Annotated in this window: 19 protein-coding genes; 2 read left to right on the forward strand and 17 right to left on the reverse strand. The window is 72.6% G+C overall.

The genetic code is table 11. The annotated features are described in order from the left end of the window. Positions 1-42: 42 nt before the first annotated feature. From ACWDX6_RS13230 to ACWDX6_RS13270, 9 genes are all read right to left on the reverse strand, one after another. Complete coding sequence (locus ACWDX6_RS13230; RefSeq protein ID WP_451485032.1) at positions 43-1,200, reverse strand: pseudouridine synthase; 1,158 nt, start codon at positions 1,198-1,200, stop codon at positions 43-45. Further along, on the reverse strand, positions 1,200-1,754 hold the full coding sequence (gene scpB / locus ACWDX6_RS13235) for an SMC-Scp complex subunit ScpB (protein ID WP_451485057.1): 555 nt from the start codon (positions 1,752-1,754) through the stop codon (positions 1,200-1,202). The genes ACWDX6_RS13230 and scpB overlap by 1 nt, the downstream gene beginning before the upstream one ends. Positions 1,755-1,786: 32 nt before the next feature. Then, positions 1,787-2,845: a segregation/condensation protein A gene (locus ACWDX6_RS13240; RefSeq protein WP_451485033.1), complete on the reverse strand. Its 1,059-nt coding sequence runs from the start codon at positions 2,843-2,845 to the stop codon at positions 1,787-1,789. A gap of 44 nt (positions 2,846-2,889) precedes the next feature. After that, positions 2,890-3,381: a hypothetical protein gene (locus ACWDX6_RS13245; RefSeq protein WP_451485058.1), complete on the reverse strand. Its 492-nt coding sequence runs from the start codon at positions 3,379-3,381 to the stop codon at positions 2,890-2,892. Then, positions 3,378-4,421: a ParA family protein gene (locus ACWDX6_RS13250; protein WP_229818740.1), complete on the reverse strand. Its 1,044-nt coding sequence runs from the start codon at positions 4,419-4,421 to the stop codon at positions 3,378-3,380. The genes ACWDX6_RS13245 and ACWDX6_RS13250 overlap by 4 nt, the downstream gene beginning before the upstream one ends. Before the next feature lie 430 nt (positions 4,422-4,851). After that, positions 4,852-5,967, reverse strand: coding sequence for an alanine dehydrogenase (gene ald, locus ACWDX6_RS13255; protein ID WP_451485034.1), 1,116 nt, complete (start codon positions 5,965-5,967; stop codon positions 4,852-4,854). 147 nt (positions 5,968-6,114) lie between these two features. Continuing rightward, a complete protein-coding gene (locus ACWDX6_RS13260) occupies positions 6,115-8,100 on the reverse strand; it encodes a tetratricopeptide repeat protein (protein WP_451485035.1) in 1,986 nt (661 codons plus the stop codon). A 202-nt stretch (positions 8,101-8,302) separates the two neighbouring features. Continuing rightward, a complete protein-coding gene (locus ACWDX6_RS13265; protein ID WP_451485036.1) occupies positions 8,303-8,929 on the reverse strand; it encodes an NUDIX domain-containing protein in 627 nt (208 codons plus the stop codon). Positions 8,930-9,007: 78 nt separating this feature from the next. Then, positions 9,008-10,672, reverse strand: coding sequence for a CTP synthase (locus tag ACWDX6_RS13270; RefSeq protein ID WP_403291192.1), 1,665 nt, complete (start codon positions 10,670-10,672; stop codon positions 9,008-9,010). A gap of 439 nt (positions 10,673-11,111) precedes the next feature. Here ACWDX6_RS13270 and ACWDX6_RS13275 point away from each other — a divergent pair, with 439 nt between their 5' ends. Further along, positions 11,112-12,914, forward strand: coding sequence for a glycoside hydrolase family 15 protein (locus ACWDX6_RS13275; protein ID WP_451485037.1), 1,803 nt, complete (start codon positions 11,112-11,114; stop codon positions 12,912-12,914). Between the two features lie 83 nt (positions 12,915-12,997). Here ACWDX6_RS13275 and ACWDX6_RS13280 read toward each other — a convergent pair whose 3' ends face one another. Together ACWDX6_RS13280 and ACWDX6_RS13285 are read right to left on the reverse strand one after the other, a co-directional pair. Then, the gene (locus ACWDX6_RS13280) at positions 12,998-14,641 is read right to left on the reverse strand and encodes an FAD-dependent oxidoreductase (protein ID WP_451485038.1); all 1,644 of its coding nucleotides are present in this window, start codon (positions 14,639-14,641) and stop codon (positions 12,998-13,000) included. A 27-nt stretch (positions 14,642-14,668) separates the two neighbouring features. Beyond that, positions 14,669-16,231, reverse strand: a complete 1,563-nt coding sequence (locus ACWDX6_RS13285; protein ID WP_451485039.1) for an APC family permease — start codon at positions 16,229-16,231, stop codon at positions 14,669-14,671. A 160-nt stretch (positions 16,232-16,391) separates the two neighbouring features. Between ACWDX6_RS13285 and ACWDX6_RS13290 the strand changes: the two genes are divergently transcribed. Continuing rightward, on the forward strand, positions 16,392-18,044 hold the full coding sequence (locus ACWDX6_RS13290) for a PucR family transcriptional regulator (protein WP_451485040.1): 1,653 nt from the start codon (positions 16,392-16,394) through the stop codon (positions 18,042-18,044). A 101-nt stretch (positions 18,045-18,145) separates the two neighbouring features. On the opposite strand, the gene ACWDX6_RS13295 is transcribed toward ACWDX6_RS13290, so the two are convergent. The 6 genes from ACWDX6_RS13295 to ACWDX6_RS13320 all read right to left on the reverse strand — a co-directional run bounded on the left by ACWDX6_RS13295 (position 18,146) and on the right by ACWDX6_RS13320 (position 24,166). Beyond that, positions 18,146-19,234, reverse strand: a complete 1,089-nt coding sequence (locus ACWDX6_RS13295) for a glycosyltransferase family 4 protein (RefSeq protein WP_451485041.1) — start codon at positions 19,232-19,234, stop codon at positions 18,146-18,148. A gap of 124 nt (positions 19,235-19,358) precedes the next feature. Next, entirely contained in the window at positions 19,359-20,111 is a 753-nt protein-coding gene (locus ACWDX6_RS13300; RefSeq protein WP_451485042.1) for a hypothetical protein, read from the reverse strand. 123 nt (positions 20,112-20,234) lie between these two features. Beyond that, positions 20,235-21,962 (reverse strand): DNA repair protein RecN, encoded by a 1,728-nt coding sequence (recN, locus tag ACWDX6_RS13305; RefSeq protein ID WP_451485059.1) that lies wholly within the window; start codon positions 21,960-21,962, stop codon positions 20,235-20,237. A 158-nt stretch (positions 21,963-22,120) separates the two neighbouring features. Beyond that, entirely contained in the window at positions 22,121-23,023 is a 903-nt protein-coding gene (locus ACWDX6_RS13310) for an NAD kinase (protein ID WP_403291203.1), read from the reverse strand. After that, positions 23,020-23,835 (reverse strand): TlyA family RNA methyltransferase, encoded by an 816-nt coding sequence (locus ACWDX6_RS13315; protein WP_451485043.1) that lies wholly within the window; start codon positions 23,833-23,835, stop codon positions 23,020-23,022. The genes ACWDX6_RS13310 and ACWDX6_RS13315 overlap by 4 nt, the downstream gene beginning before the upstream one ends. Before the next feature lie 7 nt (positions 23,836-23,842). Further along, positions 23,843-24,166: a hypothetical protein gene (locus tag ACWDX6_RS13320; RefSeq protein ID WP_451485044.1), complete on the reverse strand. Its 324-nt coding sequence runs from the start codon at positions 24,164-24,166 to the stop codon at positions 23,843-23,845. Positions 24,167-24,206 lie beyond the last annotated feature (40 nt).

The raw sequence follows: 24,206 nt of genomic DNA on the forward strand, positions 1-24,206 counted from the left end.
GCCATGCGGTCACGGGCTTCCTCTCGTCGTGCGGCGACGCGGCTACATGCCGACTTCCTTCATCAGCATGCCGACCTCGGTGTTGGTCAGCCGGCGCAGCCAGCCGGACTTCTGGTCACCGAGCCCGATCGGGCCGAAGGCCGTGCGGACCAGCTTCTCCACCGGGAAGCCGGCCTCGGACAGCATGCGGCGCACGATGTGCTTGCGGCCCTCGTGCAGGGTGACCTCGACCAGGTAGTTCTTGCCGGTCTGCTCCACCACGCGGAAGTGGTCGGCGCGGGCGTAGCCGTCCTCCAGCTGGATGCCCTCCTTGAGCCGCTTGCCGACCTCTCGCGGCAGGGGGCCCGTGATGGCGGCCAGGTAGGTCTTCTTCACGCCGTACTTCGGGTGCGTGAGGCGGTGGGCCAGCTCACCGTGGTTGGTGAGCAGGATGATGCCCTCGGTCTCGGTGTCGAGCCGGCCGACGTGGAAGAGCCGGGTCTCACGGTTGTTGACGTAGTCGCCGAGGCACTGACGACCGTCGGGGTCCTCCATGGTGGAGACGACACCGGCGGGCTTGTTCAGGGCGAAGAAGAGGTACGACTGGGTCGCGACGGTCAGGCCGTCGACCTTGATCTCGTCCTTCTCCGGGTCGACGCGCTTGCCCTGCTCCAGGACGATCTCGCCGTTGACCTCGACGCGGGCCTGCTCGATCAGCTCCTCGCAGGCACGGCGGGAGCCCATGCCGGCGCGGGCGAGCACCTTCTGCAGCCGCTCACCCTCCTGCTCCGCGCCCGGGAAGGTCTTCGGGGTCTTGATCTCGGGCCGGTCCGCGTACCGGTCGCGGTTGCGCTGCTCGATCTTGGCGTCGAGCTCGCGCGAGCGAGCCGGGGCCTGCCGCTGGCCGTGCGGGCCGCGACGGGGCGGGTTGCCCTGGGGGGCCTTCGGGCCGCCCTTGGCGCCCCCGCGGGCCGCGGCGCCGCGACCCTTCTTCGGGGCGTCGGACGGACCGCCGGTGCCACCCACGTCGTAGCGACGCTCCTCGGGGCGCGGGTTGCGCGGGCGGCCGCCGCCCGGCTTGTCGTCGCGGCTGTTGCCGGCGCCGCGGTGACCACCGCGTCCGCCGCCGCTGCCGCCGCTGCTGCCGCCGCGGCCGCCGCTGTTGCCACCACGGCTCCCGCCGTTGTTTCCGCTGCTGTTCCTGCCGCTGCTGCTTCGCATCAGTCTTTCGTCGTCCTGTCGTCTGCGTCCGGGTCGAACGACGGAACCCCTTCCAGCGTCTCCGCCTCGATCGCGTCCGCCTCGGGGAGGAAGGGCGCGAGCTCGGGGAGCTCGTCCAGGCCGCGCAGGCCCATCCGCTCCAGAAAGTAGTTCGTCGTCCTGTACAGGATCGCACCTGTTTCGGGTTCCGCGCCCGCCTCCTCCACCAGACCGCGCTGGAGGAGGGTCCGCATGACCCCGTCGCAGTTGACCCCGCGGACCGCGGAGACGCGGGAACGGCTGACCGGCTGGCGGTACGCGACGACGGCGAGGGTCTCCAGGGCGGCCTGGGTGAGCCGGGCCTGCTGGCCGTCCAGGACGAAGGCCTCGACGGCGCCGGCGTACTCCGCCCGGGTGTAGAACCGCCAGCCGCCCGCGACCAGGCGCAGCTCGAAGCCGCGGCCCTGGGCGGTGTACTCGTCGGCGAGCTCGCGCAGGGCGTCGCCGACCTCGCGGCGGGGCACGTCGAGGATCTTGGCGAGGTGCTCCTCGGTGGCGGGCTCGTCGACGACCATGAGGACGGCTTCGAGGGAGGGCTTGAGGTCGCTCACGCCGGGGCCTCCGTTTCCTGATCGAACTCGTCGGTGACGCGGACTTCACCGGCACCGGCCCAGGTGACGGTGAGTTCGCCGAGGGCGTCCTGCTGTTCGAGGGCGATGGCCCTCTCGCGGTACAGCTCCAGGAGGGCGAGGAAGCGGGCGACGACCGTCAGGGTGTCCTCGGCTCCCTGGGCGAGCTCGCGGAAGGTGACGGTGCCGCGCTCCTTGAGCAGGGCGACGACGACCTCGGCCTGTTCGCGGACGCTGACGAGGGGGGCGTGGATGTGGTCGACGTACACCTGGGGCTTGGCCCTGGGCTGCATGGCCTTGACGGCGAGCTTGGCGAAGCCCTCGGCGCCGATGCTGATGACGACCTCGGGGAGCAGCTCGGCGTGGTGCGGTTCCAGGCCGACGGTACGGGGGTACCTCCTGCCCTCGGCCTCCCACCGCTCGGCGAAGATGTCGGCGATCCGCTTGTACGCGCGGTACTGCAGGAGCCTGGCGAAGAGCAGGTCCCGGGCCTCCAGGAGGGCGAGGTCGGCCTCGTCCTCGACCTCGGCGGCGGGCAGCAGCCGGGCGGCCTTGAGATCGAGCAGCGTGGCGGCGACGACGAGGAACTCGGTGGTCTGGTCGAGGTCCCAGTCGGGACCCATGGCCCGGATGTGCGCCATGAACTCGTCGGTGACCTTGGAGAGTGCGACCTCGGTGACGTCGAGCTTGTGCTTCGAGATGAGCTGGAGCAGGAGGTCGAAGGGGCCCTCGAAGTTCGCCAGCCGGACGGTGAACCGGCCGCCGTCGGGAGCGGGAGCGTCCTCGGCGGAGTCCTCGGGGGAGTCCTCGGCGGCGCCGGGGGCCGGCGCCCTCTCCGCCGGGGTCTCGTCCGGGGTCGGCGGGCGGTCCTCGAAGGCCGCGCCCGGCGCCGCCGGGGCCCGGTCGTCGGCGGGGCCGGGCGGGGGCTCGGGCGCGGGCTCGACGGTCCGGTCCGGCGCGCCCGCCGGAGGCGTCCCCGGGCCGCGCCCCAGGGTGCGGCGGGGCGGGCGGGACGTCTCGGCGGGGGGCGGGGGCATCGGGGTCCAGGGAGGAGCAGGGGTGCGGCAGCCGCAGGCTACCCTCAGCGACCGCGCAGGCGCCGCACGAGGATGCTCGCGTCGCCCCGGGACTCCAGGTCCGCCAGGACCACCGCGACCGCCTCGCGGACGATCCGGCCCCGGTCCACGGCGAGACCGTGCTCACCCCTGAGCACCAGACGCGCGTGTTCCAGGTCCATCAGCTCCTCGGCGGAGACATAGACGGTGATCTTCTCGTCGTGCCGCTCACGCCCGCTCGGCCGCCGGTTCGGCGAACGGCCCCGCCGGCGTGCCGCCGGGGCGACCGGCGACGCGGACTTCACCGGCGGCGCGGGTTCCGCGGGCTCGGCCGTCCGGGCCCGCGGCTCCGCCGTCTCCGAGGACGCCGTCGTGTGCTCCCCGGAGCCCTCCGCCGCGCCCGTGTCGCTCTCGCCCGCCGGCGCCGGCACCCGGGCCTCGCCCCTGCGCGGCGACGACGCCTGGAGCGCCATCCCCCCGGTCGTACGGAACAGTTCGTCGGCGCCGGGCAGACTCACTCGGCGTGACACCGGGCGAGCACCTCCCTGGCGAGCTGGCGGTAGGCGGCGGCGCCCACGGAGTTCGAGGCGTACGTGGTGATCGGCTCGCCGGCGACCGTGGTCTCCGGGAAGCGCACGGTCCGGCCGATCACCGTGTGGTACACGTGGTCGTCGAAGGCCTCGACGACGCGCGCGAGGACCTCACGGCTGTGCACGGTCCGGGAGTCGTACATCGTGGCGAGGATGCCGTCGAGCTCCAGCTCGGGGTTGAGCCGCTCCTGGACCTTCTCGATCGTCTCGGTCAGCAGGGCCACACCGCGCAGCGCGAAGAACTCGCACTCCAGCGGCACGATGACCTTGTGAGCCGCCGTCAGCGCGTTCACGGTGAGCAGACCGAGCGACGGCTGACAGTCGATCACGATGTAGTCGTAGTCGTTCATCAGCGGCTTCAGGGCGCGCTGGAGCGTGGACTCGCGCGCGACCTCGCTGACCAACTGCACCTCAGCCGCAGACAAATCGATATTGCTGGGCAGCAGGTCCATGTTGGGCACGGCGGTCTTGAGCAGTACCTCGTCCGCCGACATGCCCCGCTCCATGAGCAGGTTGTAGACGGTGAGGTCGAGCTCCATCGGGTTCACGCCGAGACCGACCGACAGGGCTCCCTGCGGGTCGAAGTCGACGAGCAGCACCCGCCGTCCGTACTCCGCGAGCGCGGCGCCCAGGTTGATGGTCGACGTGGTCTTGCCGACGCCGCCCTTCTGGTTGCACATCGCGATGATCTTCGCGGGTCCGTGGTCGGTCAACGGGCCCGGGATCGGGAAGTACGGCAGGGGCCGTCCGGTGGGGCCGATCCGCTCGCGGCGCTGTCGGGCAGCGTCGGGTGCGAGGGTGGCCGCGTACTCCGGGTCGGGCTCGTACTCGGCGTCGGGGTCGTAGAAGTGCCCCTCGGGCACCTCGTCGTAGGCGGCGAAGTGGGTGGACTCTCGGCCACTCTCGTTGCCGGCCGTGGCGTTCACGTGTAGGCCGTCCATCATCTTCATCGTGTGGGCTGTCGTCATGGGCTGATGTGTCGCGAAAGTTCGGACAGCGACGGAGCCGACAGGGTTTCCTGGCTGTCCACCCCCGGGAGTAAATGTCGACTCATTCACAAGTCGTCTTACCTCCTTGGATGTGACCAGGAACATTTATCGATAGGTCAGCGTGGCACCATGCCGACGGTTGGCGACTCTATGGCGTGTCACCGCTCCGCAGCAACACAATCCGCCGGACCCGCCCCGATGTGTCGGCAACCGAACACCCCTCTGTCAAGGGCGCGCAGCCACGCATCCACACGTTTCAGGGGTGTGCGAATCGGTTAAAGGGTTACGTTCGAGGCGAGTTGAACAGGGGCCTCGAAGTGGCCGGACACACATCCGGCCGGACCCTTGTGCACAAGGTCCGGCCGGATGCGTGAGTTGACGGCGCGCATTGACGGCGCCGCGGCGGAGGTCAGCCCAGCAGGCTGTTCAGCTCCAGGTGCTCGAGACCGTGGGCCTCGGCGACCTCCTTGTAAACGACCTTGCCGTCATGGGTGTTGAGGCCCAGGGCCAGCGCGGAGTCGCGGCGCAGCGCCTCGACCCAGCCGTTGTTCGCCAGCGACACGATGTAGGGAAGCGTGGCGTTGGTGAGGGCGTACGTGGAGGTGTTCGGCACCGCGCCCGGCATGTTGGCGACGCAGTAGAAGACCGAGTTGTGGACCTGGAAGGTCGGCTCGGCGTGGGTGGTCGGGTGGGAGTCCTCGAAGCAGCCGCCCTGGTCGATGGCGATGTCGACAAGGACACTTCCGGGCTTCATCTTGGCGACGAGCTCGTTGGTGACCAGCTTCGGGGCCTTGGCTCCCGGGATGAGGACGGCGCCGATGACGAGGTCGGCCTCGACGACGGCCTTCTCCAGCTCGTAGGCGTTGGAGACGATCGTCTTCACCTTGGTGCCGAAGATCTTGTCGGCCTCGCGGAGCTTGTTGATGTCACGGTCGAGCAGGGTGACGTGGAAGCCCATGCCGACGGCGATCTGGGTGGCGTTCCAGCCGGAGACGCCGCCGCCGATGACGACGCACTCGCCGGCGTGGGTGCCGGGGACGCCGCCGGGCAGGACGCCGCGGCCGCCGACCGAGCGCATCAGGTGGTAGGCGCCGACCTGCGGGGCCAGCCGGCCCGCGACCTCGGACATCGGGGCGAGCAGCGGCAGCGCGCGGTTCGCGGTCTCGACGGTCTCGTACGCGATCGCGGTGGTGCCGGAGGCGAGCAGGGCGTCCGTGCACTCGCGGGAGGCGGCGAGGTGCAGGTAGGTGAAGAGGGTCTGGTCCTTGCGGAGGCGGTGGTACTCCTCCGCGATGGGCTCCTTGACCTTGAGCAGCAGGTCGGCCGTGGCCCAGACCTCGTCGGCGGTGGACAGGATCTGCGCACCGGCCGAGACGTACTCCTCGTCCGTGATCGAGGAGCCGACACCGGCGTTCTGCTCGACGAAGACCTGGTGGCCGTTGCGGACGAGCTCGTGGACACCGGCAGGGGTGATGGCCACGCGGAACTCGTTGTTCTTGACCTCGCGGGGGATGCCGACCTTCATCGTCGATCACGGTCCTTGAATCAGGGGGATAACTGGGGGCAATGCGATACATACCCGGCTGCACCATGGCGCACCGGGACAGACCGCGATCGAACGCGGCGCACCCAGTCTAATGAAGGAGTTCCCGCTGTCTAGCCTTGCAAAGCATTAATCTTCGAGAGGAGCACTGCGGATTTCGTAGGCGGAAGCCTCGGTTCCAAGGAGTCTTTCGGCAGCTGAGCGGTGCAGGCGGGCGGCGGCGGGGTCGCCGAGCCGGTCGAGGGTGTCGGCCAGCCGCAGCTGAAGCGCCGCCTGGAGGCGCACGTCCTGGGCGCGCCGGGCCCACTCCACCGCCTCCTCGCAGGTCCGCAGGGATTCCTGGGGCCGTCCGGCGTACTCCTGGACCCGGGCCGCCTCGCTCAACGCCCGCGCGTAGCCGGGGAGATCGGCCTGGCGGCGATAGCCCGCGGCGGCGGCGCGCCAGTTCCGCAGGGCCTCGCCGTAGCGGCCCGCGTAGGTGTGCACCGCGCCGAGCCGCGCGTACAGCCGGGCCTGGTCGGCCCGCTCGTCGCGGGCGAGGCGCTGGGCGAGCGCGCGGCCGTACCAGTCGCCGGCCCGCTGCCAGTCCCCCAGCTCCTGGTAGGAACCGCCTACGGATTCCATCGCCCTGCCGATCGCGTACGGGTCGTTCGCGGCCCGTCCGGCGTCCAGAGCGGTCCGGTAGCGGACCAGCGCGTCCCGGGTCCGGCCGGTCCTGGCGTCGAGATCGGCCAGATTCAGCAGGGCCGCCGCCCGCTCCCGGTGCAGTCCGCGCCGCTCGGCCACGTCCAGGACCAGCTGATGCAGTCCGTACAGGTCGGGCGCCGCCGCCTCGGCCCCCCGGTGCGCCGTCTCCGCCTTGACCAGGGCGGCGACCAGGCGGCGGGCCAGCGTGTCGAGCTCTCCGTCGGCGACCGCGAGGCGGGCGGAGGCGAGCAGGACGGGCCGGCGGCGGTCCAGCCATGCGGCGGCGGCGGCCGCGCTCGGGAACCGCAGGGCGCGCGGCAGGCCGGCGAGCTTCTGGCGGGCGGTGGAGCCCTCGGGCTCGGTGACGGCCCGGCAGGACTGGAGGAGGCGTACGGTCCGCTCCAGCATCCTGGCCCGGGCCAGCTCCACCTCGGCGGGCCGGTCGCGCTCCTCCGTCTCGGCGCGCAGGAGGGGAACGAGATGCCCGGGCACCTCGTACTGCCCGTCCTCTTCTTCCGTGACCAGACCCAGGGCGAGGAGGTCGGCGAGCGTGGTGGCGGCGGCGGAGACCGAGCAGCCGGCCAGCGCGGAGGCGGTGTGGGCGTCGGCGCGGCCGAGCGGGGCGAGGCAGAGGAATCGCAGTATCCGCGCCGCCGGCTGGGGCAGGGAGTCGTGCACCAGCCGGAAGGCGCGGGTGAGCGGATCGCCGGAGAGGGCTCGCAGCCGCTTGGCGAGATCGGCGACGGACGCCTTGGGGCGGGCGGCGAGCCAGCCGCCCGCGAGCACCACGGCGGCGGGCAGACCGCCGCACTCCTCGGCGAGGGTCTCGGCGGCCTGCGGGTCGACGGTGACCCGGACCGAGCCGGTGAAGGTGGTGATCAGCTCGATGGCGGACTTGGGTTCGAGGCCGCCGAGCGTGCAGGGGCGGACGTCCGGGATTCCGGTGAGGGGCCCCTTGGCGACGGCGACGACGAGGGCGTCGGGGTTGTCCGGGATCAGCGGGTCGACCTGCTCGGCGTCGACGGCGTCGTCGAGGACGAGGACGGTGCGCCGGCCGGCGAGGGCCTGCCGGACCAGTCCGGTCAGTTCGTCCTCGGCGGCGCCGGGGGGATCGTCGACCCCCAGGTCCTGGAGCAGGCCCCGGGCCACCCGCGCCGTGGGGACGGGGGCGCCGCCCGGCTCGGTGAGCCGGGCGCGGAACACCCCGTCCGGGTACCGGTCGCCGAGGCCGGCGACGAGCTCCTCCGCGAGGGTGGTCCGCCCGGAGCCCGGTCGCCCGGCGATGAGGAGCACGCGTGCGCTGGGGGCTTTGCGGCCGGCCAGGGTGTCGAGCCCGGTCCGTTCGATGTCGGCGCGCAGGGCCTTCAACTCCCGCTGCCGCCCGAAGAACTGCCGTACCCCGCCCGCTGTCACCGCCTGATCCGTCACGGGCCACGCTCCCGTCCACCTGCGCACGAGCCGAGCCCGCGGGGGTCTCCGCACGGGCGATCCCGAGCGTAGTTCAGGGCATGGCCCCGACCCGGCGGAGCGCGGCGGACACATCCCCCGATCGGATCAGCAGATCGTCAGACCGGCCGCCCCCCGGAGGAACCGGCCACCACCCGGAGGGCTGGTGCCTGTCCGGACAGGACTACGCCTCGAAGGGGCGGGCGGGCCAGGGGGAGTCCGCCGGACGGAGGGCGTCGAAACCCTCGCCGGTGCGGGCGGCCGACGCCGAGAGGACGCCGACCACCAGGCAGTTGTTGTGCAGCTCCCCCGCGAGGACACCGCGGACCAGCTCGTCCAGCGGGATTCGGGCCAGCTCCATGTCGGCCTCCTCCTCGGAGACCTCGAAGCGCTCGCCGTCCGCCTCGGACAGCTCGCGCGCCAGGAAGATCCGTACCGCCTCGTCGCAGCCGCCCGGCGTCGTGTAGACGTCGGTCAGGACCCGCCAGTCCTCGGCCTTGACGTGCGCCTCCTCGTACAGCTCACGCTGCGCCGCGTGGAGCGGGTTCTCCCCCGGCACGTCGAGGAGGCCGGCGGGGATCTCCCACAGCTTCATCCGCACGGGGTGCCGGTACTGCTTCAGCACCAGGACGCGGTCCCGCTCGTCCAGGGCGACGACCGCGACCGAGCCGGGGTGGACCTGGTAGTCGCGGCGGGCGACCGTGCCGTTCGGCATGACCACGTCGTCCGCGCGGACACTCGTCTTGTTGCCCTGGAAGGGGGTCGTCGTCGCGACGACCTGCCACTCCTCCGGGGTGTCCAGCAGCTCCATCTGAGTCCTCCCACACACAAGAAACCGGGGTACGGAATCCCTGAGGGTCCGTACCCCGGCAACGTTAACCGGTGGGGCTCACTCGCCCGTCCCGCGCGCCTGCTGCTGCCGCTCGACGGCAGCCTTGACCAGGCCGGCGAAGAGCGGGTGCGGACGCGTCGGACGCGAGCGCAGCTCCGGGTGGGCCTGCGTGGCGACCAGGTAGGGGTGCACCTCGCGCGGGTACTCGACGTACTCGACGAGCTTGTTGTCCGGGGAGGTGCCCGAGAAGACGAGGCCCGCCTTCTTCTCCAGCTCCGCGCGGTAGGCGTTGTTCACCTCGTAGCGGTGGCGGTGGCGCTCCTCGACGTACGGCTGGTCGGCGTAGACCTCGCGCACCACGGAGCCCTCGGCGAGCTTCGCCGGGTACAGGCCCAGGCGCATCGTTCCGCCCAGGTCTCCGGCGCCCTCGACGTACGCGAGCTGCTCCTCCATCGTCGAGACGACGGGGTGGGCGGTCGCCGGGTCGAACTCGGTCGAGTTCGCCTCGGGGATGTCGGCCAGGTTCCGCGCGGCCTCGATCACGATGCACTGCAGACCGAGGCAGATGCCCAGCAGCGGCACCTTGTTCTCGCGGGCGAACTGGATCGCGCCGACCTTGCCGCTCACACCGCGGTCGCCGAAGCCGCCGGGGATCAGGATCCCGTCGACGTCGCCGAGCTGCTTCTTCGCGCCCGCCGGGGTCTTGCAGTCGTCGGAGGTGACCCACTTGACCTTGACCCGGGCCTTGTTCGCGAAGCCGCCGGCCCGCATGGCCTCGGTGACGGAGAGGTACGCGTCGGGCAGGTCGATGTACTTGCCGACGAGCGCGACGGTGACCTCGTGCTCGGGGTTGTGCACACGGTCGAGCAGGTCGTCCCAGGTGGACCAGTCCACGTCACGGAACGGCAGGTCGAGCTTGCGCACGACGTACGCGTCCAGACCCTCGGTGTGCAGCACCTTCGGGATGTCGTAGATCGACTTGGCGTCGATGGCGGCGACGACGGCGGCCTCGTCCACGTCGCACATCAGCGAGATCTTGCGCTTGATGGCGGTGGGGACGTCACGGTCGGCGCGCAGCACGATCGCGTCCGGCTGGATACCGATGTTGCGCAGGGCGGCGACCGAGTGCTGGGTCGGCTTGGTCTTCAGCTCGCCGGACGGGCCGATGTAGGGCAGCAGCGAGATGTGCACGACGAAGACGTTGTCGCGGCCGACCTCGTGGCGGACCTGGCGGACGGTCTCCAGGAACGGCAGCGACTCGATGTCGCCGACCGTGCCGCCGACCTCCGTGATGACGACGTCCACGTCGTCGGTCGCCATCCGGCGGATCCGGGACTTGATCTCGTTGGTGATGTGCGGGATGACCTGGACGGTGTCGCCGAGGTACTCGCCGCGCCGCTCCTTGGCGATGACCTGGGAGTAGACCTGGCCGGTGGTGACGTTGGCCGAGCCGTCGAGGTCGACGTCGAGGAAGCGCTCGTAGTGGCCGATGTCCAGGTCGGTCTCGGCGCCGTCGTTGGTGACGAACACCTCGCCGTGCTGGAACGGGTTCATCGTGCCGGGGTCGACGTTCAGGTACGGGTCGAGCTTCTGCATCGTGACCCGAAGGCCGCGCGCCTTGAGGAGCGCACCCAGGCTGGAGGCGGTCAGGCCCTTGCCGAGGGAGGAGGCGACACCCCCGGTGACGAAGATGTGCTTGGTCGTCGTGGTTTTGGGCGGCATCGCCAAGAGGGGGCTCCCGTGGTCGCGTTCTGGAAGTGCGTTCCGGCGTCCCCTCCGGAAGAATCGGGGGGTGCCGTCGCTGCGGTTTCGGGGGCCTCGGCTTTCACCGTTTCCCACCGGTCCACGGGGTACCAGGGTATCAGCGACGAAGGGAGACCGCTTCCGGCCACACGGGGCACTCGGGCGTATACGCACGGCTACACCACAGGTCACGGCGGCCTCACCCGTTCGGCGCAACGCCGTTACCCGTACGTAGCCGCAGCTGCCCGCGGTCCGTCGTATCCTGCTCGGACACTCCCTGCCGAGCCGGACCGGCCATCGGCAGCACCCCGCAAGTCAACCGGGAAGCCGGAGCTCGTCAACGACCCCTTGACTGCTGGCACCATTCTGTAGGAAGCGCCCCGCGGGGCGGACGTGGCCGTTCGACTGGAGATTGCACGTGGCCGGGCGCATCGAGGATTACGCACTCATCGGAGACATGCAGACCGCCGCACTGGTCTGCCGGGACGGCAGCGTCGACTGGCTCTGCCTCCCACGCTTCGACTCGCATGCCGTCTTCGCGGGCCTTCTCGGGACGGAGGAACACGGTTTCTGGCGCGTCGCGCCCGCCGTCGCGGACGGCGCCACCCCGCCGCCGGCCGACCGGCGCCGTTACCGCGGAGACTCGCTCATCCTGGAATCCGAGTGGGACACACCGCGCGGCACGGTCAGGGTGACCGATTTCATGCCGCCGCGTGACGGGGCGCCCCAGCTGATCCGGGTGGTGGAGGGCGTCACCGGACGCGTGCCCATGCACTCGGCGCTGCGGATGCGGTTCAGCTACGGACGCGTGGTGCCGTGGGTGCACAAGGTCGGGGACCGCACGGTCGCCGTCGCCGGCCCCGACTCGGTGTGGCTCGACACCGAGATCGAGACCCACGGCAAGGACCTGACCACGTACTCCGACTTCACCGTCACGGCCGGTGAGCGGATCACCTTCACGATCAGCTGGCAGCCCTCGCACAAGGAGCCGCCCGCCCTGCCGGACCCGGAGGGTGCGCTGGAGGCGACGGTCGACTTCTGGCGCGAGTGGGTCGCGCACTGCACGTACCACGGCCCCTACCGCGAGGCGGTGGTCCGTTCGCTGATCACGCTGAAGGCGCTGACGTACGCGCCGACCGGCGGGATCGTCGCCGCGCCGACCACCTCCCTGCCGGAGGAGATCGGTGGCGTCCGCAACTGGGACTACCGCTACACCTGGCTGCGCGACGCGGCGATCACGCTGTCGTCGATGCTGCGCACCGGTTACCGCGAGGAGGCCCGCGCCTGGCGGGACTGGCTGCTGCGCGCGGTCGCCGGCGACCCGGAGAACCTGCAGATCATGTACGGCATCGCGGGCGAGCGCGAGCTCGGCGAGGCGGAGCTGGACTGGCTGCCCGGGTACGAGAACTCCGGACCCGTGCGGGTCGGCAACGGGGCGGCCAACCAGCTCCAGCTGGATGTGTACGGCGAGGTCACCGAGGCCCTGCACCTGGCGCACATGACGGGACTGTCGCGCAACGACTACGCCTCGCTGCTCCAGCTGAAGCTGATCCGCTACCTGGAGACCCACTGGGACCAGCCTGACGAGGGCATCTGGGAGGTGCGCGGCCCGCGCCGTCACTTCGTGCACTCCAAGGTGATGGCCTGGGTGGCGGTCGACCGCACGATCAAGCTGATCGAGTCCGGGGACGCCGACGGCCCGCTGGAGCGCTGGCGCGAGCTGCGCGACGACATCCACCGTGACGTCTGCGAGAAGGGCTACGACAAGGAGCGGAACACGTTCACGCAGTCGTACGGCTCCAAGGAGCTGGACGCCTCGCTGCTGCTGATTCCGCAGATGGGCTTCCTGCCGCCGGACGACAAGCGGGTCATCGGCACGATCGAGGCGATCCAGCGGGAGCTGTCCACGGAGGACGGTTTCGTGCTGCGCTACCCGACCGCCGGCGAGGAGGCGGGCGTCGACGGTCTGGAGGGCGACGAGGGCGCGTTCCTCGCCTGCTCGTTCTGGCTCGCGGACGACCTGGCGATGATCGGCCGGGTGGACGAGGCGCGCCAGCTGTTCGAGAAGCTGCTCTCGCTCCGCAACGACCTGGGGCTGCTCGCGGAGGAGTGGGACCCGAGGCTCAAGCGCCAGGTGGGGAACTTCCCGCAGGCGTTCAGCCATGTTCCGCTGATCGACACCGCGCTGCGGCTGACGGCGAGCGGGGCGTACGGAGGCTGACCCCGCAGGTCAGGAGTCGGCGGGGCGGCCGCCCCCGGAGGTGCGAGGGGGCGGCCGCCCGGTGGCCGGCTCGGAAGTGTCGGTCACCTCAGGGCGTCGATCACCTCCCGCGCGGCCCGCTCGCCCTCGGTGGCGCCGCCTTCCATGAAGCCCTGGAAGTCGTAGCTGCAGTGCTCACCGCCGATGTGGACGTTGCCCTGGGCGGTGCCCTCGTACCCGGCGTACCGGTGCACATAGCCGACCGGCCAGCAGGAGTACGCGCCGAGCGTGTACGGGTTGCGGTGCCAGGCGGAGAGCTGGGCGCGGCCCGTGTACGCCTTGGAGGTGCCCGGGAAGAAGGCGTCGACGCCCTTGAGGTGACGGGTCACCAGGTCCCGTACGTACGGGTCCGACTCGGTGGAGAAGGGCCCGGCCGGGGTGAGGGCCTTGGCGAGGCTGCCGCCGCCGTACTGGATGAGGATGCCTCCCGTGCCGCCCTGGATCTTGGTGGTGTCCCAGGTCTGCTGGACGTCGGTGTCGGTGAAGCAGTCCCCGGCCGAGACGCCCGGCCAGGCACCGGTGCCGCGCCAGGGGCGGGTGGCGAACTGCATGTTGAGCTTGGTGCAGTAGCCCATGCGCGCGTCCCGCAGCAGGTTCTTCATCAGGGGGTCGAACCCGGCCTGGGTGAGGTCGAGTCGCTTGAGGATCGGCAGGGGGACGCAGAGGACCGTGTGGTCGGCGGTGACCGTCCGGGTGGCGCCGGCCTCGGTGAAGGTGAGCGTCTGCGTGCCGTCCGCGTTGGCCCGTACGGCGGTCAGGGACCAGCCGTGGCGCAGGGTCCCGGGGGCGAGGGCCCCGGCGATGGCGTGGGGGAGCCGGTCGTTCCCGCCGGTGATGTGGTAGCGCTCGTTGGACAGCCCCCAGACGTTGAAGTGGCCCGGATTGGTCTGGTAGCCCATGAGCAGGACCAGGGCGAGCGAGGACTGTTCGGTGGTGTCGGCGCCGTACTCGACGTTGTAGGCGACGTCGATGAACCGGCCCAGGGGTGAGGAGTGCCCGCCGGGGACCCGGGACTCGATCCATTCGTATATCGACATGTTGTCGAGTGCGGTGCCGGTCGGGGTGGTCTGGTTCCACATGACCTCGCCCGCTTCCTGCAGGTCGCGGTGGAGCGACTGGTAGACGGCCTTGAAGTCCTCGTCGGCCTGGTGGCGGGGGTAGTAGGTGCCGTTGAACCAGAGGACCTCCTCGGCTCCGGTCGGTCCGCCGCCGAGGAAGTCCTCCACGCGGAGGTCGAAGCGGCGGCAGAGCTCCAGCATCTTCTTGTGGCCGGTGTCGATGAGCTCGCCGCCGATCTCGGAGGTCTGCCCGTACGCCCAGTGGTCCCGCTGGGTCCACATCCGGCCGCCGACCCGGGAGGGGTCGGCCTCGTAGAGGGTGGGGCGCAGTCCCGCGTCCTGGAGGGTGAGGGCGGCGGTGAGGCCGGAGATGCCGGCGCCGACGACGGCGATCCGGGCGGTGGTCCTGGCCTTGGGGTCGGGGGTGGCGGCGTGGGCGGTCGCGGGGGCGCCGGAGACGCCGACGCCGGCCGTGAGCCCCGCGGCGGCGGCGTATCTGAGGAGGGACCGGCGGCCGAGCGCGTCGGCCCTCATCCCCCGCAGTTCGTCGACGGGGATGTCCAGCCGTCGGGCGTCGGCGTGCTCGGCGGCGAGGCGCTTAAGGAGGTGCATCGGGTTGGTGCGTGCCATGGGACGCTCCTGGAGAGGTGGGAGGGATCAGCTCTGGGTGGTGACGGGGGCGGGTGCGGGGGCCGGCCGCTCGGGCTCGTCGGCGCGTTCGGCGGCGTCCTCCAGGACGATCCGGCCGATGATCTCGTAGCGCTCGGGCCGCCTGGCCTTGAGGTGGAGGCCGAGGCCGAGGCCGCCGAAGAAGACCGCTCCGACGATCCACGGGATCGCCTTGAAGAAGAGCGAGTCGGCGGCGAGACCCGCCGCGGTCTCCATGTTGATGATCAGCAGGACGACCACGGCGGTCATCCCGACACCGCCGAGCAGCGGCGCGGTGAGGGTCTTGAACCAGTGCCGGTCCTCGGGGTGGTTCTTGCGGAAGTACCCGATGACGGCGAAGGAGCAGAGCGTCTGGACGATGAGGATCGCCATCGTGCCGAGGATGGCGAGCAGCGTGTAGAGGTGGATGTAGGGGTCCTGGCCGGTGAGCCAGAAGGCGCCGACGAGGGTGACGGCGATGGCGCTCTGGACGTAGGAGGCGATGTACGGCGAGCCGTGCCTGGCGTGCGTCCGGCCGAGGGCGGGGTGGAGGAAGCCCTCGCGGCCGATGGCGTAGAGATAGCGCGAGGCGCACTGGTGGAAGGCCATGCCGCAGGCGAAGGAGCCGGTGAGCAGCAGCCACTGGAAGGCGTCGACGGCCCAGGCGCCGATGAAGGACTGGGTGGGGGCGAAGAAGAGGTCGAGGGGCGTGGCGGAGGACGACAGCTTCACGGAGCCGGAGAGCCCGTTGCCGGCGATCGTCATCCAGGAGACGTAGATGTAGAAGAGGCCGACGCCGACGACGGAGACGAGGGTGGCGCGCGGGATGACCCGCTTGGGGTCGCGGGACTCCTCGCCGTACATCGCGGTCGACTCGAAGCCGACCCAGGACCAGAAGGCGAAGAAGAGTCCGAGGCCGGCGGAGGCGCCGGTGAAGGCGTTCGCGGGGTTGAGGGGTTCGACCGGGATGCCGTCGGGGCCGCCGCCGGCGATCAGGACGGCGGTGGCGACGGCGAAGAGGACCGCGATCTCGGCGATGAGCATGACGCCGAGGGCCTTGGCGGTCAGGTTGATGTCGAAGTACGCGAGGACGGCGGTGACGGCGAGCATGCCCGCCGCGTACACGATCCACGGCAGGTCCACACCGAGCTGATCGGCGACGGTCGTCTGGGTGAAGTAGGCGAACACGCCGACGATCGATGCCTCGAAGACGATGTACGCGAGGACGGCGAGCATGCCCGAGGCCATGCCGGCGATCCGGCCGAGGCCGTGCGAGATGTAGCCGTAGAAGGCTCCGGCGGCGGTGATCCGTTTGGCCATGGCGACGTAGCCGACCGAGAAGACGGTGAGGACGAGCGTCGCGAAGAGATAGCCGGCGGGGGCACCGGTGCCATTGCCGAAGCCGACCGCGATGGGAAGGTTTCCGGTCATCGCCGTGATCGGCGCGGCGGTCGCGACGGCCATGAAGACGACGCCGACGAGGCCGACCGAGTTCGCCTTCAGCCGGTGCACCTCAGGAGGGGAGCCCGGGGTGGAGCCAGGGGTGGAGCCAGGGGTGGAGTTCTCTGCCATGGCGGGAGAGCATCCTCCGTAGTGACGTACGCCACAATCGACATGCGGTCGCACAATTGGCCGATCGAGGCGACGAGTTGTCAACGGGACGGACGATCTGTCCGATCGTGAAACCGCCGGGTGATGTCGCCGGAACATCGCCGCCAGGTAGCGTCCGGCCATGGACAATCAGGGCGGGATCACTGTGCGGCGGGCGCTGGAACTGCCCGGACTGCGCGGCGGACTCCCGGAGGTCGTCGCCGGCGCGGACCGGCTGCACCGCACCGTGCGCTGGGTGCACGCGGGCGAGGTGCCGAACATCGCGTCGCTGCTCAAGGGCGGTGAGCTGCTGCTGACCACGGGACTGGGGCTCGGTACGCGCCCGGCGGAGCAGCGCGCGTTCGTACGGAGGCTGGCGGACCGGGGCATCGCCGCGCTGGTGGTGGAGCTGGGTCCCCGCTTCTCGCGGCTGCCGGCCACGATCGTCGAGACGGCGCGGGCGGCGGGCCTGCCGCTGGTGCAGCTGCACCGCGAGGTGCCGTTCGTGGCGGTGACGGAGGAGATCCACACCGAGATCGTGAACGGGCACTACGCACTCCTCCGTCAGGCGGAGGAGGTGCACCGCCGGTGCACGGACGCGCTGCTCGGCGGCGGCGGGGTGCCGCAGGTGCTGCGGATCCTGGCCGACTTCACGGCGAACCCGGTCTTCCTGGAGACGGCGGACGGCCAGTTGCTGTACGCGGCCGGGGCCGAGTCGGCACCGGCGGACCCGCTCCAGGTCTGGGACGGGCTGCGCGGGCAGCGGGCGGCGCGGGAGTCGGGGCCGCCGACGGGGGCGGTCCTGGTGGACGTGCCGGGCGGCGGCGGCCCGGGCACCGGCTCGGTCCGAGCGCGGCTCGTCCTGCTCGCGGTCTCCGGCCCGCTCTCCCCGGTGCACCGGATGGCGGCGGAGCGCGCGGCGGGCCTGCTGGCCGTCGTCCTCATGCAGGCACGTCAGGAGGAGGAGCTGGCGGCACGGGGCAGGGGCGACTTCCTGACGGACCTCGCGGAGGGCCGGATCACCGCGGAGGACGCCCCGGCGCAGGCGCGGGTGCTCGGCTTCAAACCGGGGGACGGCCCGCTGCTGCCGGTGGTGATGCGGCTGGCCCCCGAGCTCTCCCCCTCCGGCAACTGGGCGCTGCTGGCGCGGGCGGTGCTGGACGAGCTGGCGTCGGTCGGGGTGCCGGTCCTGCTGGGCGTCCGCCCGGTGGAGGGCCGTGTCCCGCTCCTGCTCGGTCTGCGTTCGGAGTCGGAGCGTACGGCGGTGGCGGACCGGGTCGCGGCGGCGCTGCGGGCGGGCGTGGAACGGGCGGGCCTGGCGGGGGCGGTCCCGGGCGGCGGCTGGGCGAGCACCGGCGCGCACCCGCCGGTGGTCGTGGTCGGCATCGCCGGGGGCTGGGCGGCCGCGTCGGCGAGCCTGCGCCACGCGGCGGAGACGGCCACGGCGGCGCAGGGGCTCGCGGACCGCCCCTGGCACGACGCCCGGCGCCTCGACATCGACCTGCTGCTCTGGCGGCTGCGCGAACACCCGGACCTCGCGGCCTTCGTGGACCGCGCCATCGGTCCCCTGCGCGACCACGACCGCACCTCACGCCCGCCGCTGCTGCCGACCCTGGAGACGTACCTGGCCCACGCGGGCCGCAAGGCGGAGACGGCCCGGGAGCTCCACCTCAACCGCCAGACGCTCTACAACCGCCTGGCCCGCATCTCCGAACTCCTCGGCACGGACCTGGACGACCCGCAGACGGTCCTGGCGCTCTCCCTGGCACTCCGGGCGAGACGCCTCACCTCGTAGGCGGTCCGGCGCGGCGCTGCGCGCTCAGCGGGCCGGCAGGCGGTCCGGCGCGAGGATGCGCCCTCAGCGGGCCGACAGCAGCCCGGCGCGGCGGTGCGCCCTCAGCGGGCCGACAGTTCGTCGTAGACGCTCAGGACGTGGGCGATCGTCTCGTCCTCCGTCGGCCACGTCCCCGCCTGCACCCGCCCGGCCGCCGCCAGGTCCATCCGCCGGTCCGTGTCCTCCAGCAGTCCCCGCACCGCCGCCGCCAGTGCCGCCGCGTCTCCCCACGGCACCAACTCCGCCGCGTCCCCGACCAGTTCCGGCACGCCGCCCACCGCCGTCGCCACCAGCGGGACGCCCAGCCGCAGCGCCTCCTGGGCCAGCGGGGAGCGGGCCTCCCACCGCGAGGGCAGGACCGCCACGTCCGCCGCCGCCAGCAGCTCCGCCACATCGTCCCGGCGGCCGATCAGCCGTACCGCGAGCCCCTCGGCCTCGATCCTCCGTTGCAGCGCCGCCCGCTCCCGCCCCTCCCCCGCGATCACGAGCAGGGGCTGCGGATCGAGGTCCCGCCACACCCGGGCCGCGTCGAGGAGCATCCCGTACCCCCGCTCGGGCTCCAGCGCGCCGACCGCCATCAGCAGCGGCCGGTCCACCGCCCCCAGCTCCGCCCGCGCCTTCCCGTCGTGCAGGCAGACCGGTGCCCGCGACGCCGGCACGGTCACCGGGGCGAGCCGCGCGTCCCGCGCCCCTCGCCGCCGTGCCCGTTCGACCAGCTCGGAGGAGGTCCCGAGGACAACGGCCGCCGCCCGTACGGTCCTTCGCTCCAGGAGCCGCAGCACCCCGCCCCGCGCGCCCTCCACGTGGTTGCGGGTGTGCCACGTCGTCACCAGCGGCGGCGTGGTCCGCGCTCCGGTGCCCGACAGCGCGAGAGCGGCCCGCACCGAGGCGTGCAGTCCGTGCGCGTGCACGACGTCCGCGCCGATGCAGGCGTTGCGGAGCGCCGCGACCGTCGCGGGGTCGTTGCGGCGCGGCACGTGCACGAAGCGCGCGCCGGCACCGGCGAAGTCGTAGACGCGGTCGAGTTCGGCCGGGGCGCACACGGTCACCCGCACGCCCCTCGCCACCAGCCCCGAGGCGAGTGATCTGACGTGAGCGCTGCTGCCCGCGCTGCCGCCGCCCAGCACTTGGACCGTACGGAGCTGTGTCACGCGCCCAAGGATGCCAGCCCGTACGCACGTTCCGGCACCGAAGGCGCTTCACTGCCGTGTCGTTCCCGTGTCGTACCGACGTCCTTCCCCTGCCCCTACGCGTCGACTCGCGGGATCGGATCACTCACACGGGTGAGCGTGCGAGGTCGCTGACCTTGTCTCCGTACACCGCCGCGGCGATGAGTCCGGCCGCGTGGACGGCGAGCCCGAACCGCCCGTTCCCGGCCGCGATCGCGCTGCCGACCGCCGCGCCGAGCGCGTGTGCGCCCGTGTCGCCGAGCATGGTGCGCTCGCCGAGGTCGTGGGCGAGGACGGCGGCCGCGGCGCCCATCGGCGCGGCGGCGAGCGTCCCGCGCAGCAGCCCGGGCGCGCCGAGGCCCAGGACCGTGACGACGGCCCGTCCGGGCGCGACGTCCACGAGGTTGACGAGGTGCGCGGTCCCGGCGATCACGACCCCGGCCAGCACCTTGTCGACGGGCCGCTCCTTCAGCAGCGCACCCGCCACCAGACCGGCGGCGCCGATCCCGGCGAGTTTCACGGTGCCGCTGGTGACCTCGCCGTCCCGCAGCGCCGTGAGGTGCGCCCGGAATCCGCGCCGGGCGTCGCCCGCGCCCGCGAAATCGTCGTACGCGCCGCAGACTCCGGCCGCGAGCACGGCGAACGCGGCGGGCGCGCTGCCGATTCCGGCGGCGGTGCCGAGGACGGTGGCGGGTCCGGCGTACAGGTCGACGGTCCGCCCCGCGTGGTTGGTCCGCTCCCAGCGCGTCCGGTCCTCGCCCGCTGGGGGCCGGCGCCTGAGCAGGCCGGTGTACACCGCGCGGGTCACCCCGGCGGCGAGCCCGAAGGCGAGGGCCGTCCGCCCGACTCTGCCGATCATGCGCACCACCCTACGCGCGGCGCGGCGGGCGGCGGCCACCGCCTGAGCGCCGCGTCCGAGGCACCGGCGGACGGCGCCCGGGGCCACCGACCGCCCGGGCCCCGAGCGCCCGCCGTACGCCCCTCAGACGTCCGCCCGCGCCGTCGCCAGCAGCTCCTCCGCGTGCGCCCGTGCCGTCTCGGAGTCCTCCTGGCCGGCCAGCATCCGCGACAGTTCGCGGATCCGGTCCTCGCCCTCCAGGACGGTGACACCGGACCGGGTCACCGAGCCGTCGCTGGTCTTCTCCACCAGCAGCTGGCGGTCGGCGAAGGCCGCCACCTGCGGGAGGTGGGTCACGACCACCACCTGCGCCGACTTGGCGAGCTTGGCGAGGCGGCGGCCGATCTCCACGGCCGCCTTGCCGCCGACGCCCGCGTCGACCTCGTCGAAGAGATAGGTCGGCACCGGGTCCGTACCGGCGAAGACGACCTCGACCGCGAGCATGACGCGGGACAGCTCACCGCCCGACGCGCCCTTGGCGATCGGCCGCGGCGGGGCGCCCGGGTGCGGGGCGAGGAGCAGCTCGACCTCGTCGGCGCCGGACGGCCCGTACGCCACGGTCCGGCCGCCGACCTCGATCCCCGAAGCCTCGTCGGCGGACTCCGTCTGCCGGATGTCGAAGGACACGCGCGCGTGGGGCATGGCCAGCGAGGCGAGTTCGGCGGTGACGGCGTCGGCGAACCGGGCGGCGGCCTCCGTACGGGCGTCGGTGAGCGCCTGCGCGAGGACCGACAGCTCGGCGCGCAGGGCGTCCCGTTCGGCCGTGAGCTCGCCGATCCGGTCGTCGTCGCCCTCCAGCTCGGTGAGCCGGGCCGCGCTCTCCTGCGCCCACGCCAGGACGGCGGTGACGTCCTCGCCGTACTTCCGGGTGAGCTGGGTGAGCGCCGCGCGCCGCTCCTCGACGGCCGCGAGCCGGCGCGGGTCGGCGTCCAGGTCGTCCGCGTACCCGGCCAGCTCCCCGGCCACGTCGGCGAGCAGGATGGAGATCTCGCCCATCCGGTCCGCGAGCGCGGCGAGCGACGGGTCGTGCGCCCGTACGGCGTCGAGCGCGCGCCCGGCACCGGCGACCAGAGTGGTCGCGTCGACGGCCTCCGGGTCCTCGGGGTTCCCGGCGAGCGCGCCGTGCGCCAGCGCCGCGGCGGAGGCGAGGGCTTCGGCGTGGCCCAGCCGTTCGGCCTCGGCGGCGAGCTCGACGTCCTCGCCGGCCCGCGGTTCGACGGCCTCGATCTCGCGGAGGCCGAAGCGCAGCAGGTCGGCCTCCTGGGCCCGCTCCCGCGCGCGTGTCGTGATCTCGTCCAGCTCGGCGACGACGGCACGCAGCCGCCGGTACGCCTCTCCGTACGCGGCCAGCGGGACGGCGACGGCGTCGCCCGCGTACCGGTCGAGGGCCCCGCGCTGCCGGGCCGGCTTGAGCAGGCCCTGCTGGTCGGTCTGGCCGTGGACGGCGACGAGTTCGTCGGCGAGCTCGGCGAGCAGGCCGACGGGCACGGAACGACCGCCGAGATGGGCCCGTGAGCGCCCCTCGGCCGAGACCGTGCGGCTGACGAGCAGCGCGCCGTCGTCCAGCTCGGCGCCCGCCTCCTCGGCCCGTACGGCGGCCGTGGCGCCCGGCGGCACACTGAACCGCCCCTCGACGACGGCGGACGCGGCGCCGATCCGCACCAGCGCCGGGTCGGCCCGCCCGCCGAGCAGCAGCCCCAGGCTGGTGACGACCATGGTCTTGCCCGCGCCGGTCTCGCCGGTCACCGCCGTGAAGCCGGGCGACAGCTCGACCACCGCGTCGTCGATGACCCCGAGCGACCGTATCCGCATCTCCTCCAACACGGGGAAGACCTTACGAGGTCCGGCCCCCGCTGTGCGACGACCCCTGCCCGAACAGCCCGAACCGGCAGGTCGCCGCCGTGCCTGTCACCCGTGGGGGTGGCCGTCGGCCGGTGCCCGCCGGACGCCTGTCCGGTGGGCGGCGGGCCTCAGTGCGGGGCGCCGCGCCAGCCGGAGACCGGGAGGGCGAACTTCGCCACCAGCCGGTCCGTGAACGACGCGTGGTGCAGCCGGGCCAGCCGTACCGGCACCGCTCCCCGCCGCACCTCCACCCGCGCACCGGCCGGGAGTTCCACGGTCCGGCGCCCGTCGCACCACAGCACCCCGTGCGGCGTGTGCGGCTCCACCTCCACGGCGAGCACCGACTCCGGCGTCGTCACCAGCGGCTTGGCGAACAGCGCGTGCGCCCCGATCGGGACCATCAGCAGCGCCTCGACCTCCGGCCAGATCACCGGTCCGCCCGCGGAGAAGGCGTACGCCGTCGAGCCCGTGGGAGTCGCGCAGATCACGCCGTCGCAGCCGAACCCGGTCACCGGGCGCCCGTCGATCGCGAGCACGACCTCCAGCATCCGCTCCGGGGACACCTTCTGGACGGCCGCCTCGTTGAGCGCCCAGTCCCGGTGCAGCACGTCACCGTTCTCGTACACGACGACGTCGAGGGTCATCCGCTCCTCGACCTCGTACGCCCGTGTGACCACGCGGTCCACGACGCGGTCGAGATCGTCGCGCTCGGCCTCCGCGAGGAAGCCGACCCGTCCCAGGTTGACGCCGAGCATCGGCACCCCGGACGCCCGCGAGAACTCCGCCCCGCGCAGCAGGGTCCCGTCGCCGCCGAGGACGACGAGCAGCTCACAGCCGTCGAGGGCGTCGGGGCGGGCCTCCGGCACCATCTCGACGGACGGCGGCAGCGGCAGGTCGGCCGCCTCCGCCTCCAGTACGCGCACCCCGATCCCGCTGCGCAGCAGCCCGAGGACGACGAGTTCGGCGCTGCGCACGGCGGCCGGCCGGCCGGTGTGCGCGAGCAGGAAGACGGTACGCGTACCTGTGCTCAACGAGGTCCCTCCGCCACGGCGCGGTCGACATCCGCCGGATCGAGCGCGGGCGCACCCGCCCGCAGCCACAGAAAGTACTCGACGTTGCCGGAGGGGCCGGGCAGGGGGCTGGCCGTGACGCCGAGGACACCGAGCCCGAGCTCGCCGGCCCGGCGTGCCACGTTCCGTACGGCGTCGGCCCGCAGTTCGGGGCTGCGTACGACTCCGCCGGTGCCGAGCCGGTCCTTGCCCACCTCGAACTGCGGCTTGACCATCAGGACGAGGTCCGCGTCGGGGGCCGTGCAGGAGACGAGGGCGGGGAGCACGAGCCCGAGCGGGATGAAGGAGAGGTCGCCGACGACGAGGTCGACGGGTGTGCCGTCGATCGCGTCGAGGGTCAGTTCCCGTACGTTCGTGCGGTCCTTCACGGTGACCCGCTCGTCACTCCGCAGCGACCAGGCGAGCTGGCCGTAGCCGACGTCGACGGCGACGACGTGCGCCGCGCCGGCCCGCAGCAGGACGTCGGTGAAGCCGCCGGTCGACGCTCCCGCGTCCAGCGCCCGCCGGCCCTCGACCTTCAGCCCGCGCGGTACGAAGGCGGCGAAGGCACCGGCCAGCTTGTGGCCGCCGCGTGAGACGTAGTCGGGATCGTCGTCGTCCTGGGCGACGACGATGGCCGCGGCGGTCTCGACCTGCGTGGCGGACTTGGTCGCCACGGTCTTGCCGACGGTCACCCGGCCCGCGGCGATCAGCTGGCCGGCGTGCTCGCGGGAGCGCGCGAGCTTGCGCCGTACCAGCTCGGCGTCGAGACGGCGGCGTGCCACTCCTGCCACGTTCGGTTCAGCTCCTGTGGTCGTACTGCGGTGTCGGTGTCGGTGCGGGGCGCGCGGTGTCGAGCGAGGTCAGCTCGTGGCGCAGTCCACGGTGTACATCCTCGTACACCTCCAGGTGTCCGTCCGCCGTGAGGTGGTCGGCGTCGGCGAGACGGCCGAGGAGGGCGTCCACCGCGGGGTGGCCGGTGGAGGGGCGCTCCACCCCGAGGGGCGCGGGCGCGGCGGGTTCGAGTCCGGGGTCCGGCTCGGTGCCGGTCACGGCCTCGTCCCGGGACTCCGGCCGGGGCTCTGGCACCTGCTCGCGAACCGGCTCCGGCATCACGTCGTTCATCCCCCGACGCTACCGCGAAGCCCTGGGGTACGGTCGATCA

It is taken from the genome of Streptomyces sp. NPDC003027 (assembly GCF_053591435.1).

What these genes read in the sequence shown, in the direction of transcription:
- recN (WP_451485059.1), bottom strand. Translation starts at nt 21,962, where the DNA reads ATGCGGATACGGTCGCTCGGGGTCATCGACGACGCGGTGGTCGAGCTG.
- ACWDX6_RS13285 (WP_451485039.1), bottom strand. Translation starts at nt 16,231, where the DNA reads ATGGCAGAGAACTCCACCCCTGGCTCCACCCCTGGCTCCACCCCGGGC.
- ACWDX6_RS13240 (WP_451485033.1), bottom strand. Translation starts at nt 2,845, where the DNA reads ATGCCCCCGCCCCCCGCCGAGACGTCCCGCCCGCCCCGCCGCACCCTG.
- scpB (WP_451485057.1), bottom strand. Translation starts at nt 1,754, where the DNA reads ATGGTCGTCGACGAGCCCGCCACCGAGGAGCACCTCGCCAAGATCCTC.
- ACWDX6_RS13265 (WP_451485036.1), bottom strand. Translation starts at nt 8,929, where the DNA reads ATGGAGCTGCTGGACACCCCGGAGGAGTGGCAGGTCGTCGCGACGACG.
- ACWDX6_RS13250 (WP_229818740.1), bottom strand. Translation starts at nt 4,421, where the DNA reads ATGACGACAGCCCACACGATGAAGATGATGGACGGCCTACACGTGAAC.
- ACWDX6_RS13270 (WP_403291192.1), bottom strand. Translation starts at nt 10,672, where the DNA reads ATGCCGCCCAAAACCACGACGACCAAGCACATCTTCGTCACCGGGGGT.
- ACWDX6_RS13230 (WP_451485032.1), bottom strand. Translation starts at nt 1,200, where the DNA reads ATGCGAAGCAGCAGCGGCAGGAACAGCAGCGGAAACAACGGCGGGAGC.
- ACWDX6_RS13290 (WP_451485040.1), top strand. Translation starts at nt 16,392, where the DNA reads ATGGACAATCAGGGCGGGATCACTGTGCGGCGGGCGCTGGAACTGCCC.
- ald (WP_451485034.1), bottom strand. Translation starts at nt 5,967, where the DNA reads ATGAAGGTCGGCATCCCCCGCGAGGTCAAGAACAACGAGTTCCGCGTG.
- ACWDX6_RS13280 (WP_451485038.1), bottom strand. Translation starts at nt 14,641, where the DNA reads ATGGCACGCACCAACCCGATGCACCTCCTTAAGCGCCTCGCCGCCGAG.
- ACWDX6_RS13300 (WP_451485042.1), bottom strand. Translation starts at nt 20,111, where the DNA reads ATGATCGGCAGAGTCGGGCGGACGGCCCTCGCCTTCGGGCTCGCCGCC.
- ACWDX6_RS13320 (WP_451485044.1), bottom strand. Translation starts at nt 24,166, where the DNA reads ATGAACGACGTGATGCCGGAGCCGGTTCGCGAGCAGGTGCCAGAGCCC.